At 48.3% G+C, this 15,120-nt stretch carries 12 protein-coding genes; 5 read left to right on the top strand and 7 right to left on the bottom strand.

Going from position 1 to position 15,120, the window contains the following annotated elements:
• Positions 1–134: 134 nt before the first annotated feature.
• Complete coding sequence (locus tag DXB70_RS11570) at positions 135–935, top strand: helix-turn-helix transcriptional regulator (RefSeq protein WP_107001276.1); 801 nt, start codon at positions 135–137, stop codon at positions 933–935.
• A 186-nt stretch (positions 936–1,121) separates the two neighbouring features.
• Here the strand turns inward: DXB70_RS11570 and DXB70_RS11565 are convergent, their stop codons facing one another.
• Positions 1,122–2,036 carry an AEC family transporter gene (locus DXB70_RS11565; protein ID WP_118673367.1) on the bottom strand — a complete coding sequence of 305 codons (915 nt, stop codon included), beginning with the start codon at positions 2,034–2,036 and terminating at the stop codon, positions 1,122–1,124.
• Between the two features lie 19 nt (positions 2,037–2,055).
• Positions 2,056–3,351, bottom strand: a complete 1,296-nt coding sequence (locus DXB70_RS11560; RefSeq protein WP_118673366.1) for a Na+/H+ antiporter NhaC family protein — start codon at positions 3,349–3,351, stop codon at positions 2,056–2,058.
• A 292-nt stretch (positions 3,352–3,643) separates the two neighbouring features.
• Between DXB70_RS11560 and DXB70_RS11555 the strand changes: the two genes are divergently transcribed.
• The 4 genes from DXB70_RS11555 (at position 3,644) to DXB70_RS11540 (ending at position 8,807) form a co-directional block, all read left to right on the top strand.
• The gene (locus DXB70_RS11555) at positions 3,644–5,134 is read left to right on the top strand and encodes a polysaccharide biosynthesis protein (RefSeq protein ID WP_118673365.1); all 1,491 of its coding nucleotides are present in this window, start codon (positions 3,644–3,646) and stop codon (positions 5,132–5,134) included.
• Between the two features lie 118 nt (positions 5,135–5,252).
• Positions 5,253–6,185, top strand: a complete 933-nt coding sequence (locus DXB70_RS11550; protein WP_107001280.1) for a LysR family transcriptional regulator — start codon at positions 5,253–5,255, stop codon at positions 6,183–6,185.
• Positions 6,186–6,418: 233 nt separating this feature from the next.
• The gene (gene glsA / locus DXB70_RS11545; RefSeq protein WP_107001281.1) at positions 6,419–7,351 is read left to right on the top strand and encodes a glutaminase A; all 933 of its coding nucleotides are present in this window, start codon (positions 6,419–6,421) and stop codon (positions 7,349–7,351) included.
• A gap of 40 nt (positions 7,352–7,391) precedes the next feature.
• Positions 7,392–8,807, top strand: a complete 1,416-nt coding sequence (locus DXB70_RS11540; protein ID WP_118467008.1) for an alanine/glycine:cation symporter family protein — start codon at positions 7,392–7,394, stop codon at positions 8,805–8,807.
• Between the two features lie 308 nt (positions 8,808–9,115).
• Here the strand turns inward: DXB70_RS11540 and metA are convergent, their stop codons facing one another.
• The 5 genes from metA to tnpA form a co-directional block, all read right to left on the bottom strand.
• On the bottom strand, positions 9,116–10,039 hold the full coding sequence (gene metA, locus DXB70_RS11530) for a homoserine O-succinyltransferase (protein WP_118673364.1): 924 nt from the start codon (positions 10,037–10,039) through the stop codon (positions 9,116–9,118).
• 172 nt (positions 10,040–10,211) lie between these two features.
• The gene (gene ligA / locus DXB70_RS11525) at positions 10,212–12,173 is read right to left on the bottom strand and encodes an NAD-dependent DNA ligase LigA (RefSeq protein WP_118673363.1); all 1,962 of its coding nucleotides are present in this window, start codon (positions 12,171–12,173) and stop codon (positions 10,212–10,214) included.
• A 112-nt stretch (positions 12,174–12,285) separates the two neighbouring features.
• On the bottom strand, positions 12,286–13,074 hold the full coding sequence (locus DXB70_RS11520) for a pseudouridine synthase (RefSeq protein ID WP_117796006.1): 789 nt from the start codon (positions 13,072–13,074) through the stop codon (positions 12,286–12,288).
• Between the two features lie 250 nt (positions 13,075–13,324).
• Entirely contained in the window at positions 13,325–14,650 is a 1,326-nt protein-coding gene (locus tag DXB70_RS11515) for an IS200/IS605 family accessory protein TnpB-related protein (protein WP_118673362.1), read from the bottom strand.
• Positions 14,651–14,658: 8 nt separating this feature from the next.
• Positions 14,659–15,099 (bottom strand): IS200/IS605 family transposase, encoded by a 441-nt coding sequence (tnpA, locus tag DXB70_RS11510; protein WP_118673392.1) that lies wholly within the window; start codon positions 15,097–15,099, stop codon positions 14,659–14,661.
• Positions 15,100–15,120: the final 21 nt, after the last annotated feature.

Here is a 15,120-nt window from a genome sequence, read left to right as displayed (position 1 = left end):
AACGCGATAAAATTTTTTTCAGGAACTTTGACAAAAGAAAGACAATCCCTGTGCATTTCATTTTCCGAATTATTTTAAGACGCAAAATTTTGCGATACACACTCGGGGCACAGAGCACCCCAAAGGAGGTATTCATGGAAATTTCCAACTACATGGACTTTCAGTTTCTCATCCGTTTTCTCGAAGGACTTCAAAAGTTTCTCGGAGATAACTGTGAGATCATCGTCCACGATTACCGCAAAGGCTACGATCACACGATCGTCTACGCATTCAACTCACAGCTAAGCGGGCGCGACGTCGGCGGTTCCCCGCGCGGCGGCATGATCACACAGCTCGGCAATGATATCGAGCCGCTCAAGCATTCGATCATTTCCCTCGATACCAGCCAGAAAGACCGGCTTTTTAAGTCCTGCACAACGCTCATCGAGGACGAACATCACAAAATTATCGGATCTGTCTGCTTAAATATGGATGTTCGCGATCTCTATCTGGCACAGAGCGCCCTGCAAAATCTGATCGGACGCCCAGGCACCATCGGCGTATCGGCAGCTGTGGGCGCACAGATCGACGGCATGTCTGGCTGCACACCATCCGGAATGGCTTCTGATGGCACCTTTTCCGGAACTGGCAGCACGGACGGCACGAATGGCGCAAATCAGGCAGCCATGTCTGACCGCGACTTTATTCTCAAAAAGAATGTCGATGATATTTTACAGCACTATATTTATCAGGCAGAGTCCATGATCGGAAAACCGATGATGCTGATGAACAAGGAAGAAAAAATTCGTGCACTCGACTATCTTGACCAGAAAGGCGTCTTCAAGATCACAAAAACCAGCCTGCTCCTGTGCGACGCGATGCAGATTTCCAAGTATACACTGTATAATTATCTGGAAGAAGCGCGGATTTCACGAAAGAGTGAAACGAATGAATAAGAATCATAAACTAATTCTTTCAACCTCTGTTTGCTTATCCTTTGATTCATTTTAAAATATAAAAGACCTGAAGAGCAGCCATTTACCGCACCTTTCAGGTCTTTTTATATTCATTTACCATATTTACATTATTTTCTCAATTTTTCTAGTATTCTTTCTATTATTGTTGCTTCTTACCTATTCTTTTTATCCTATAAACAGACACCACGCCGGAATCGTAATCATCGAAATCAGCGTCGTGAGCACTACCGTTTTCGCTGCAAACGGTGCATCGCTGTCATAGCGCGCCGCAAAGATCGCTGCAGTTGCACCGGCTGGCATTCCCGTCATGATGACTGCCACACCTGCTGCCACCGAATCCAATCCGGCCGCCAGGCTGATTCCATATGCCAGAAGCGGAAGAAGGAACAGACGGAGCACACTGAATTTGAGGGCCGTCGGATTAATAATCTCACGCAGTCTCACATCGGTCAGAATCGTACCGATAATAAACATCGTCAGCGCCGAGTTACAGTTTCCAATGTAGGTAACCGTCGATTTCAGCACGCCCGGAAGCTGCAGCTGTGTCGCCATCAGGAACATACCGATGTAGACACCGACCAGACACGGGTGCGTCAGGACATTTTTCAATACCTTTTTCCGGTCAGAACCGCCTCCAACAAAATAGGATGTACCCGCCGACCACATGACAACGCGCATCGGAATCAGAAAAATGGATGCGTAGAGAAGTCCCATACTTCCATATACGCCTTCCGCAACCGGGTTTCCGAGGAATCCGCCGTTGGAAACGATCGTACAGTATTGAAGCACCTTCCGGTGCTGCTCTGAATATTCCTTAAACAGCACTTTGTTGAGGGCCACACAGACAAGCTGCAAGACAAATCCAACCGCCAACAGCAACCCGCACGTTTTAAAAATCGAAGCATCAAATGAAATCAGGCACGATTTCACAATATTGCAGGGAATCACGATATTCACGCAGAGATCCGTCAGACATTTTTCGCCTTCCTTGCTGATGATCCCTCGACGTTTCAGTACCGCACCCGCCAGTATCATCAGGAATAAGGAACCCTGTAGGTTGCAAAGTTCGAGTAAATTCATATGGCTCTTCCTCCTTTTCCTACGACCTTCTTATGAGACGAACCAAAAAACTCCAGATCGGCAGTATGTACAGATACGACGCCACCACCACACTCGCAATCGGAGCACCGACGGCTGCCAGAGGAACGGCTCCGGCGATCGACCACGGAACCAGCGGTGCCAGCACAACCGCCGTATTTTCCAGATCGATTGCAAATCGTTTATTATCTGGATTTCCTTCCTTGCAGAGCTGATGGGTCAGCATGATCGAAAGCGTCTGGTTACAAGCGATCATGGAAGCAACTGCCGCCACCGCAAAGGTCGCACCAAACGGAGTAATTTTCCGGCTCAACGCCTCTATTTTCCCCTGAATCGGCTTCAAGAGCCCAGTTCCCTCGAAAATTCCTGCATAACAGGAGGACAGGCTCACAATCGCAGCCACCTTAATCATTGATTTCAGGCCGCCGCCGTTCATCATGGCATTGAGCGCCGGATCGCTTGCCTGATAACCGGTCAGGCACATCTGTAAAATTTCTCCGATTGTCCGCCCCTGCAGCACCACGCTCAGAAACGCCGCCAACACAATGCTGATCAGCATCGTTTTCTTGACCTCCACCCGGAACACAGACAGCACCAGGATAATCGCCGCCGGGATCACCGCGCTCCAATGAAGTACAAAACTATTGGAAAACAGCCCTTCCACATCCATCCGTCCGTTTCCGGCACTCATGGAACGTCCCACTATATAATAGAGAATACACGTAGCCGCAAATGGCACCAGCGAGGTCTTTACCATTTCGCGGATATTTTCATAAATATCGGTCTTCGTCAGCACACAGACAAGATTCGCGCTGGACGATACCGGTGAACAGCGATCGCCAAAATAGATGCCCGAAAGAATCGCGCCGCCGATCCAGAACGGGTCAAGCTCCATCGCACGTCCCATCGCCATACAGATAACGCCCATCGTCGCGCCGGTTCCAAAGGAGGTTCCGGTCAGGATCGACACCATACAGTTAAGAAGGAACGCGATCACCAGAAATGCCGACGGCGACACCAGCTTCGACGACCAGCACACGATCACGGCGATCGTGCCGGATGCCCGCCACAGCGCTGTGATAAAGCCAATAAGTCCGAAAATCATCAGGATATTGCGGACGGTTTTAATGCCAGAAAGCGACATTTTTCCGAGTTCCGCGAGGCTGTGCTTCCGAATCAGGCCATACGCACAGAAAATCAGATAGCCACCCGCCAACGCCCAGAGCACGGACGCGCCGGTAAACACGCAGCCTGCCAGCGCCGCGATAAATGCAAGTAATACAATTCCTTCTAACATAGCTTCACACTCTTTTCCCTACCAACCAGTTATTTTTCGCAGTAATTTTTTATTTTTTGATGTTTTTAGTATATTCCTGTTCTAACTCAATGTCCATCTGTTAATTTATGTATTAAATACAGTTTATTTTTGTATCCTTTAATTTAAGCTATTTCTGCCCTTCTGCCAACTCGGGGCTTCTTTCAGTTTCCAAAAAAATGTGTCCCCAGTGTTTTATAAACATCTTGGTTTTCTTCTACTTTCATCTTCCTCCTCATATACTTTTCTGACATACCCTCCCCGGAGATCTGCCATGCGAAGATTTCATCCTTTGATTACCGGAACCCTGCTCCTGACGGCAGTCGGATTTTTCTGCCGGATTCTCGGCTTTTTCTACCGCATCTTTCTCTCCCGGACGATCGGCGCCGAAGGTCTGGGTTTATATCAGATGATTTTTCCCGTACATGGCATCGCATTTGCTCTCTGCGCCGGTCCAATCCAGACTTCGCTCTCCCGCCTGACCGCCGCCTCCCCGGAAAAGGGACGCGCCTTTTTGCGGGTCAGCCTCGCACTCTCACTATCGATCGCCCTGCCGCTGACCTCTTTGATCTACACCTTCGCCGATTTTCTCGCCGCGCGCGTCCTTCTTGCGCCCGAATGTGCGCCGCTTCTGCCCGCACTCGCCCTCTCGATCCCCTTCTGCGCGATCCATGCCTGCTGCTGCGGGTATTATTACGGGCTCAAAAAAACGGCAGTCCCGGCGTTTTCACAGGTGGTTGAGCAGTGCATCCGCATTTTCTCCGTCCTGCTGATCGTCCATGTCTGCCGCACGAACAGGATTCCGATCACGGTGCTGCTGGCTGTCTGGGGGCTGTTGATCGGGGAAGCGGCTTCGGCGGTGTTCTGTCTGTTAGTTTATGGATGCTCGAAGTCCATTGCCATACTGCCAAATGCAAACACTCCTATTACTCCCCTGCTCCTCCCCCTCCTCACCATGGCACTCCCCCTCATGGCGAATCGCCTCACGCTCAGCTTTCTCCAGAGTCTCGAAGCCATCTTTGTACCGAACCAGCTTCTCCTCTCCGGGCTCTCGCGGGTTGAATCGGTCAGTATTTACGGAGTTCTCACAGGCATGGCACTCCCCTTTGTCCTCTTTCCATCCGCCATCACCAACTCCCTCGCCGTCGTCCTGCTCCCGGCAGTCTCGGAGGCGCAGGCGCAGAATCAGCCGGACAAAATCGAACGCACCATCTCCATGGCGCTCCGATACAGCCTGTACATGGGAATTCTCTGCGTCGGGCTCTTCACCCGCTTCGGTCCGGCACTGGGCGAAACCTTTTACCACAACGCCGATGCCGGACGTTTCATCCAGATTTTATCCTGGCTCTGCCCGTTTCTCTACCTCTCCACTACCATGGGAAGTATTTTAAACGGGCTTGGGAAAACGGGAACCGTCTTCATCCACCATACGGTTTCCATGCTTCTCACCCTGTCGCTCGTCCTTTTCGCCATCCCGCGATGGGGGATTTTCGCCTATCTGGCGGCGCTTCTCATCAGCGAACTGGTGCTCGCCTTTCTCCACATCCACGCCCTCGCCTGCGAAGTCCCGATCCGCCTGCCAGTCAGCCAGGGCATTGTAAAACCGGCATTCTGCCTGCTGGTTTCGATTGGGATGTTAGAAGTTATTCCAAACGCGTCTTACCTGCCTCACCTGTTTCCGCCTGTCCTCATCCAGTCCGGTATCCTTTGCCTGCTGTATATAGGAGGACTGCTTCTCTTACATACAGGTACAGTCAAACAATAAATTATATGCTATTTTGCTATATCCCTTAAATGCAATATGTTTAGGTATTTTCTGGCAATTTACATTTTTTTATTTTATACTTATTACATTCAGGGGGATTTACAAAGGGGGAACTTTTTTGAAATACGATATCAATTTTCGGCATTTAGAATATTTTATCAAGGTAGCGCGCCTCGGATCCATCAATAAAGCCGCCCAGGCGCTCTATATTTCCCAGCCGTATCTTGGGAAAATCATGCACGATCTGGAAGAAAATCTCGGCGCCAGGCTCTTTAACCGCAGCCGCTCAGGCGTAACATTAACGCCTGAAGGAATGGAATTTCTGACACATTCCGAAAAAATCATTGACGAAATGGAACAGCTCTGGTTTCAGAAAAAGAAGGAACAAATCAAAATTTCTGATCCGCTGGCTGTCTCCATGACACGTTTTTCTCATATCATGGAAAGTTTCAGTGAAATAGTCCTGCGTCACCGCGATCAGCCATCCTTCTCCCATCGACTGTATGAAGGCAATTCAGACGAAGTCATCGAGGATGTGGTATCCGGGCGTGTCGATGTAGGCGTGTTTCATTTTGACAGCCGCAAACGGCGTGAAATGGAGGCCTTGCTCGAATCAAAAGGGCTGGAGTACCATTTTCTTGCCAACATCGAACCACACATTATCATTTCCCGCAAACATCCGCTTCTGCTGCAACAGAAACCGGTCAACCTGCACACACTGGCAGAGTACGGCTTTCTCTGGTATCTTGGACAATGCGATGATTATATTTACCAACTTCTCTCCGAAGGGGATCAGGATGCAGAAAAAATGCGCTCGAAAATCACCTATCTTTCCAGCCGCGCCACCCTGATGTACATGATCTCGATCAGTGACTGCTACAGCATCGGCATCCACGATTTCGCCAAACAAGAAGCCTCCTACCACTCCACTTCTATTCCGATTCCAAACTGTGGTTTTATGCTGGAATTTGGATATGCAATGCGGAAAGACACGCCAATGACGGCGATCGTACAAGAATTTATTTATGACTTAAAGAAAAAACTTCTCTAAAAAAACACCATCAAAGCTGCCGGACATTCACAGCCGTCCCGGCAGTTTTTTTTTGATCCTTTTCAGCACCTCTTCCCCGTTCATCATAAATATTTATTCATATCTGACATATATATCCCGTTATACCTTTTTGTCATATCCCTTAAAGCTGACACGCATTATACAAACTGCCTTCCCCATGCTACCATACTATCAGAAAGCAACACCGAATAAAAAACAGGAGGCGTTTAAGTATGAGAGATGTACTTGAACAAGCCGTTGCACTGGGAAAAACACATACCCATGAGGGTGCAGTTGCCACCTACATACCAGAGCTTGGAAAGGTAGATGGCAGTCAGCTCGGAGTCAGTGTTTTTTGCCGGAACGGCAAACGGATTTCCGTCGGAGATACGAAAGTCCGATTCAGCATTCAGAGTATCTCCAAAATCATCACCCTTGCAGTCGCGCTGGAAATCTGCGGCTTCGACCAGGTATTTAAAAAAGTAGGCATGGAGCCGACCGGCGATCCATTCAACTCGTTGATGAAACTGGAAAATACAGACAGTTCGCCTTACAACCCGATGATCAACGCGGGAGCCATCGTGGTGGCAAGCTGCCTTGCTTCCGAAATCAGTTTTGACACCATGCTTGATACCATCCGGGCTCTCTGCATGGATCCGGACATCAACCTCGACAAAAAGGTTTATCACTCGGAAATGTCTCATATTTCCCGCAACCGGGCAATCGCCTATCTGCTGGAGAGCAAGGGGTACATCGAAAAGAATAAAGATGTGGAAAACAGCCTGCATTTTTATGTCAAAATGTGCTCTCTCAGCGTGACGGCAGAAAGCCTCGCCGGACTGGGACTGATTCTCGCCAACGATGGCATTCATCCAGACACGGGAAAACGGCTTTTAAGCAGCCAGGCGGTTAAAATCGTCAAAACACTCATGTTTACCTGCGGTATGTACGATGGTTCCGGCGAATTTGCCGTCCGGGTCGGCATCCCATCCAAAAGCGGCGTCGGCGGCGGTATCTTATCAGTGGTAGACGGCGAGATGGGAATCGGCATCTTCGGACCGGCGTTAGATAAAAAGGGGAACAGCGTCGCTGGAGAATGCGTGCTTGAATATATGTCACATGAACTGCATCTCCATATGTTTGATCCGCAGCGGCACACTTTATAGCAAAAACAATATGTAAATTGTATGAGAGGGGTATTTTAAAATGGCAGATTTATACGCAAAGATAATCGGCACAGCAAGCAACTATCTTTACAGCTACGTGTTAATCATCCTGCTGGTAGGCGGCGGCATCTATTTTACCATCCGCACCAAAGGGGTACAGCTTCGTTACTTACTTGAATCCATCCGGGTTATCCTGGAGCCATCCGACAAGGAAGATGAGTCTATTTCCGCCTTTCAGGCATTGATGGTTTCCACTGCTTCGCGCGTCGGCACCGGAAATATCGCCGGCATTTCTACCGCCATCTGTTTCGGCGGTCCGGGCGCTATCTTCTGGATGTGGATGACCGCGATCCTCGGAAGTGCAACCGCATTTGTAGAAAGTACGCTGGCACAGATCTACAAACGCCGTGCCGAGGACGGAAGTTGCTACGGCGGTCCTTCCTACTATATTGAAGCCGTTCTGAAAAAAAGATGGCTGGGTGTTCTCTATGCTATTTTCATGATTTTGACTTACATGGTTGGATTTAACCTCGTTGCATCCTTCAATGTGGCAGATTCTTTTAAAGTATACAGTTTCTACAATCCAAGCCTGACTCCGATTCTCATCGGTATCATCCAGGCTGTTATCTTCGGCATCTGCATCAGCGGCGGCGGCAAACAGATCGCTAAAATCACAGGAATTCTTGTTCCGGTAATGGGCGGACTTTACATTGCAGCTGCCCTGCTGATGATTATTCTCCACGGAAACATGATTCCGGGTATGTTCGCAAGCATTTTTGAAGGGGCTTTTGATATTCAGGCTATCTTCGGCGGCTTCATGGGATCCGTTGTGATGCTCGGCATCAAGAGAGGCTTGTTCTCCAATGAGGCAGGTGTCGGTGCTTCCGCTACCGCAGCCGGTTCCGCGGGTGTCAGCCACCCGGTCAAACAGGGTCTTGTTCAGGTATTATCCGTATTTATCGATACTGTTGTCATCTGCTCTGCAACCGCATTTTTACTGCTCTGCTCCGGCGTTGCACCGAGTGCAGACATGGCTGGCATGGCATATGTGCAGGCAGCTATGAATAACGTATTCGGCACCGCAGGTGTTGTATTTATCACAGTTGCCCTGATTTTATTTGCCTTTACTACGCTACTCGGAAACTACTATTTTGCTGAAACCGGCATGGCTTATCTCTGCGGCAAAACTCCGGTCAAGGGCGTCCGGATTACCCAGAGAGTGATCGCTATCGTGATTGTCCTCATCGGTTCTGTGGCAAGTCTCGGCATCGTGTGGGATACCGCCGATGTTCTGATGGGACTGATGGCAGTCATCAACGTACCAATTATCTTCCTGATTGCCAAGCCGGCGCTCCGCTGCCTGGAAGACTACCGGGCTCAAAAACAGGCTGGGAAGAATCCGGTCTTTAAAGCAGCTGATATTGAGTTGAAAGAAGAAACCGATTTCTGGAATTAATAAAAACAAAAATCCGCATAAACAGGGCTGTCAGAATCTTTCCCACACATGGTTTCAACCACACTGTGCAAAATTCCGACAGCCCTGCCTGTATTTTTTCATATCTGTATTATATCTATCTTTTTACCGTTTTTTTAATCTGCAGCCTTATTTGCGGTTCTTCCAAATCAAAAACATTCCAGCTGCCAGCAGCACCACTCCGACGGCGGCTCCCACCATCCAGTTCGAAGAAGATATTTTCCCCGATCAATTTTATCGAAATCTCTATTTCTATATCTTATACTCTCATAAATAGCAGATTTCTGTTCCTACTCCTGCTCGTCCTCCTTCAGCACGTACGGCGTCATCTGGTATACATAGTAATTCAGCCAGTTCGAGTACAGCGTGTTGGACATATTTCTCCATTTCAGCACCGGCATGGAAAATGGATCGTTGTCCGGGTAATAGTTGCACGGTACCTGCGGATTTAAGCCTTTTTTCAGATCGCGGTGGTACTCGTTGTTTAACGTCATGCGATCATACTCCGGATGCCCCTGAACGAAAATCTGGCTTCCATCCTGGTTCATCACCAGAAATACGCCAGCCTCATCCGATTTCGCCAGAATCTGCAATTCTGGATGTTTCAGAATATCCTCTTCCCGGTCTTCCGTGTAACGGGAATGCGGGCAGTAAAAATAATCATCGAGGCTACGGACCAGCGGGATCTTCCGGTTCAAAAGACGATGTCTGTAAATGCCGGAAAGCTTTGTCTTTCTCTGATGTTTCTGAATTCCATAATGATAATAGAGTCCCGCCTGCATACCCCAGCAGATATGAAACGTCGAGGTCACATGCGTCTTGCTCCACTCCATGATCTTCGTCAGCTCGTCCCAGTAGTTGATCTCCTCAAACTCCATATTCTCCACCGGCGCGCCGGTAATAATCATACCATCAAAGCGCTTGCGGCGGATCTCGTCAAACGTCACATAAAACTTATTCAAATGCGTCTGCGATGTATTTTTCGAAACGTGCGTTTCCAGCATCAGGAATGAACAGTCCACCTGCAGCGGCGTATTCGAAAGTGCCCGCAGAAGCTGCGTCTCCGTATCCTCCTTGATCGGCATCAGGTTCAGAATCAAAATCTCAAGCGGACGAATATCCTGGCTCATCGCCCGATCCTCATCCATCACAAATATATTCTCCGATTCCAAAATTGCCTTAGCAGGAAGATCCTTTTGTATTTTAATTGGCATAGTTATATATCCCCTTTTTATATAAAATTCGTTTGAATTTTAGGATTCTATTATATACCGATATGATTCATTTCTACTTACAATAAAAACTATATCAGCATTCCTAATCATAACACAAGCTGCAAAAAAAAGCCAGCTAAACACTGTCTGGCGTCCGGCTTTTTCACCTCTCTTATAGCTTCAAAAACTCCTCCTCCGAAAGAATCGGCACCCCCAATTCCCGCGCCTTCTTATTCTTCGAGGACGACGACGCCACATCATTATTGATCAGATAATTCGTCTTGGACGTCACGCTTCCGGTCACCTTGCCGCCGCGGCGCTCAATCAGCTCCTGCAGCTCTTTCCGGTTTTTGAAATGTTCCAGCGAACCGGTAATGACGAAATTCATCCCAGCGAATGCCTCATCTGCACCCTCGCTGCTTTCTTCGTCTCCTGCCTCAAAGGTCAGCTCAGCCAGCAGATGATCGACGATCGCATTATTCTTTTCATCCGAAAAGAATGCCGTCCACGCCTGCGCCAGAACTTCCCCGATTCCATCAATCTCGACCAGCTCTTCCACGGTGGCGTGGCGCATCGCCTCAAAATCATTTTTAAAATGACGGCAAATCATCTTGGCATTTGCCAGACCGATGCCTGCAACGCCCAGACCGTACACCATTCTCGGCAGGGTCGTGTGGGACGCTTTCTCAGCCGCCGCAATCAGATTGTCATACGATTTCTGCCCGAATCCGTCCATCTCGACGATCTCTTCCTGATGGCGGTCCAGATGGAAAATGTCCGCATACTCATGAATCATGCCGACGCCGATAAATTTCTCCAGCGTCGCCTCTGAAAGTCCCGCAATATTTAAGGCATCGCGGCTTGTAAAAAGAGTAAAACTCTTGATCTTCTTCGCCTGGCAGTCCGGGTTCGTGCAATAGAGTGATTTTACATCGTTGAGCTGGCGCACCTCCGTCTGACCGCCGCACACCGGACATGCCTCTGGAATATCCCGGACGCCGCTGCGCGTCAGGTTATCCGCGATCTGCGGAATGATCATATTTGCCTTATAAACCGTAATCCGGTCGCCTGCCCCCAGTTCCAGCGCCTCCATGATGCTGATGTTGTGGACACTGGCGCGGCTGACCGTCGTTCCCTCCAGCTCAACCGGTTCAAATACTGCCACCGGGTTAATCAGCCCCGTTCTCGACGCGCTCCATTCAATATAGAGAAGCTTCGTCTCCTGAATCTCATCCGCCCACTTGAATGCGATCGAATCGCGCGGAAATTTTGCCGTCCGCCCCAGCGACTGGCCGTAGGCAATATCATCATACAAAAGCACCAGTCCATCCGACGGCGTATCATTTTCCGCAATCGCCTCAGAATACATTTTGACCGTCTCCGGCAGCGTCTCTTTTGTCACCTCATGGTACTCTACGACCTCAAACCCCTGTGTTTTCAGCCACTCAAACTGCTCTTTCCGCGAATTTTTGAAATCAATGCCATCCGCCTTTACAAGGCTGAACGCATAAAAATGGACCTGTCTCTGCGCTGTGATTTCGCTGTTTAACTGACGCACCGAACCGCTGCATAAGTTTCGCGGATTCTTATATTTCGCATCGACATCCTCGATCTGCTCATTGATCTTCTCAAAATCCGAATACCGGATGATCGCCTCACCGCGCAGGATAAGCTCACCCTGGTAGGAAATATTTAACGGCACATTGACAAACGCCTTTGCATTTGCCGTGATAACCTCGCCAATCTCACCATTTCCACGCGTAACCGCCTTGACAAGTGTTCCATTCTGATAGGTCAGGACGATCGTCAGACCGTCCATCTTCCAGGATAAAAGCCCGGTCTGCCCGCCGAGCCAGTCTGCCAGCTCTTCCACGCTCTTCGTCTTATTTAACGAAAGCATCGGCTTCTCATGGCGCTCCTTCGGAAGCGCGCTGACTACCTCATATCCTACATTCTGCGTCGGGCTGTTCGCAAATACAATTCCCGTCTCTTTCTCCAATGAAACCAGTTCATCATAAAGCTTATCATACTCAAAGTTGCTCATGATCTCCCGGCTCTCCTGATAATAGGCGCGCCCTGCTGCCCGCAGCGTCCCAATCAGCTCCCGTATCCGTTTTGTCTTGTCCTCTGCCATCTATCTGACTCCACCTTTCCCATCGCTCTCTCCAACTACCTCTGAATGCGTTTTCAAGCATTTCTATGCAACCTCATATGTGAACCTGCACTGACTGCCAGACAACATTGTCTCAGCCATTCTTCTTTCCGTTCAAAATATCTTCTAATTTTTGTCTCTCTGCCGCTGTCACTTCCCGGTACTCGCCTGTTTTCAGCCCATCCAGCGTAATGTTCAGCATCCGGACGCGTTTTAATGTCTGTACCTGGTACCCAAGCGCCTCGCACATCCGGCGGATCTGGCGGTTGAGTCCCTGGGTCAGGATGATCCGGAAACTCGTCTTCCCGGTCTTTTCCACCTCACAAGGACGGGTAACCGTATCTAAAATCTTCACTCCTGCGCTCATCTTCCGGACAAACTCACTATCAATGGGTTTATCCACCGTTACCAGATATTCCTTTTCATGTCCGTAACGAGCCCTTAGAATCCGATTGACCAGCTCGCCCTCATTCGTCATGAGAAGCAGCCCTTCTGAATCCTTGTCCAGACGCCCGATCGGATAAATCCGGACCGGATAATCTAAAAATTCTACGATATTTTCTGCCCGATCTTTATCAGAAGTCGTGCAGACAATCCCCCGCGGCTTATTAACCGCTAAAAGCACCGGCGCATCCTTGCCGGACACCGCTACGCCATCGCACGCCACGCGCTGTCCCGGCATCAGCTTCTGTCCGACCTCTGCCACGCGCCCATCGATCGTCACACGCCCGTCCGCGATCCGCCGATCCGCCTCCCGCCGGGAGCAGATGCCCGCCTCGCTCAAAAAGCGGTTTAAACGAACGCCTTCCGCTGGAATCCGGGATTCCTGCTTTTCACTTGGCTGTACTCTCTTGTATGATTTATCATTTTGATTTTTTTGCATTTTATTCATCTCATTTCGATTTATTGTGCCGTAGGATTCCGGCAACCAAAGTATAAAAATTATAACATTTTCGTCCATGGGGGTGAACCTCACATGGCTAAAGTCACATGCTTCTCAGCCGTTTTAAACGGCAAGACTAAATATCGGCGGATACGCCAGTAACTTAGAATTCGTGCGGATACGCACTTTTCCCATGCCGGATACGGCTGGTTTCCACATTACAGGTAGTCCGCTGTATATCTGCCTGCATTTATGCCGCTTTTAAATTGTTTACTTCTACATAAAGCTTTCTTAAATCTGCATAAACACAGGAGGTTCTACGCTTCACTGCAGGTACTTTTGCCTCCAGTGAAGACCTTTCCGTTTCCGGCAAGGGTTTTAAAAGTTCCCGTATAAAATATCTCGCTCCGATATTATAGGATGCTGACAGGTCGCAGTTATACTGTTTTCCGGTCCGGAAGGTACATAGGCTATGGTTCTCCTGGTTTCTTACTACCGCTCCGCTTCCGTCACAGGCCAGCCTGCTGGTGTTCCGGGCACTGACCATGGACACACGAATTCCGTTCCGATGTGCCTGATGTTCACACAGTTTCTGAATATCCCGCTTTCTCCATAAATGAAGCTTTTGTTTCTTTTTTCCGGATATTTTTCCCTGCATTTCCAGATACTCAAACACAATTACATCTGCCTGATACTCTGCGGCATATTTCGTGATCTCCGCAGCTATTTTGCGGGACAGCTCCATATTCAGCCTTTTTGCATAATCCCATCGGCTTTGGACCTGTCTGGAGGAATGTTCCCTCTGAAAACGGCGGATTCTGCCAAGCACATGATACAAATGGTCTTTATCACTGGAGAAATTTATAAATTTACGTCCCAGGATAGTGCCATCTGCACGCATGATGCTGCAGACCGCATCCGTATTGATTCCTAAATCAACGCTGCATATCACCTGCTCTTTTACATCTGTTTTTGATAAGCTTACTTCCTCTGTGTATGAAAACCGAAGGAAATATTTATGATGTTTCCTTTCCAAAGTAGGGGCAGATGCCTTTTTACCACTCCATTTTTTTCGCAGATATTCCATATCGGTATGAAGTAATTTTACTTGAAACCACTTCCACTCCCGCCCATCAAACAGCTTTAAATGTGCCGCATCTTCTCCCGGTTCTGCTTCCTTATACATGACATCCCGATAAAATACCGGCATCGCATGATTCTCACAGACCAGCTTCGGTTTTCCTCTCAGTTCTCCCTTTTCCCACAAACTAAGGCGTGTCTGATAGGAGGACACGGCTCCAAGTGCGTGTTGAATCGCCGCTCTTCTCAGATAAGATGGCATCTTAGGGAAATGACGGTCAAACAGAAATCTGGCATGATTCTTTTTTGTCTCATGTACCAGATGTTCCGCTTCATTAAAGCGTTTTTGTGGATTTCTGATTTCTGAAAGTTCTTCCCAGGTCTCTGCATACACCGGAATCAGATAGGAAACTGCCTTCCGAAAAATATCCAGCGTAGAGCGGAGCGGTATATTCTTTTTTTTAATTTCTACTCCATAGCTGGATACAATCTGCATAAAATTTCCTACTTTCTTTTTTCCTTCTCTTTTTGTCCCTCAATGTATGCCACTACCTGATCCCTGCTTTGGTCACTTACGGTGACTGCACAATACGATGGATTCCACAAATGTCCTCCCCACAGCTCCTGTTTTAATTCCGGATGCGAAAGAAACAACTGACGTGCCAGATTCCCCTTCATAATCTTTATCATGTCTGATATAAAAAATTGCGGTTTGCAATCCAGAAGTAAATGAATATGATCTGGCATAACCTCCATCGCCAGAATCTTAAATTTGTATTCCTCCGCAAGTCCATACAACATTTTTTTACATTCTGCGTCTATCCCATTTTTCAGAACCTGTTTTCGATATTTCGTGCACCAGACAAGATGATATTGCAAAGAATACACATATCCTCTACCATATGAAAGTGTATTTCTCTTAATAGTAAATATATCTTTTTCCATGTTTATATTATACCATATGCC

It is taken from the genome of Clostridium sp. OM05-5BH (genome assembly GCF_003481505.1).
GTDB classification, from domain to species: domain Bacteria; phylum Bacillota; class Clostridia; order Lachnospirales; family Lachnospiraceae; genus Otoolea; species Otoolea fessa.
This window is presented reverse-complemented; position numbering and strand designations above follow the sequence as displayed.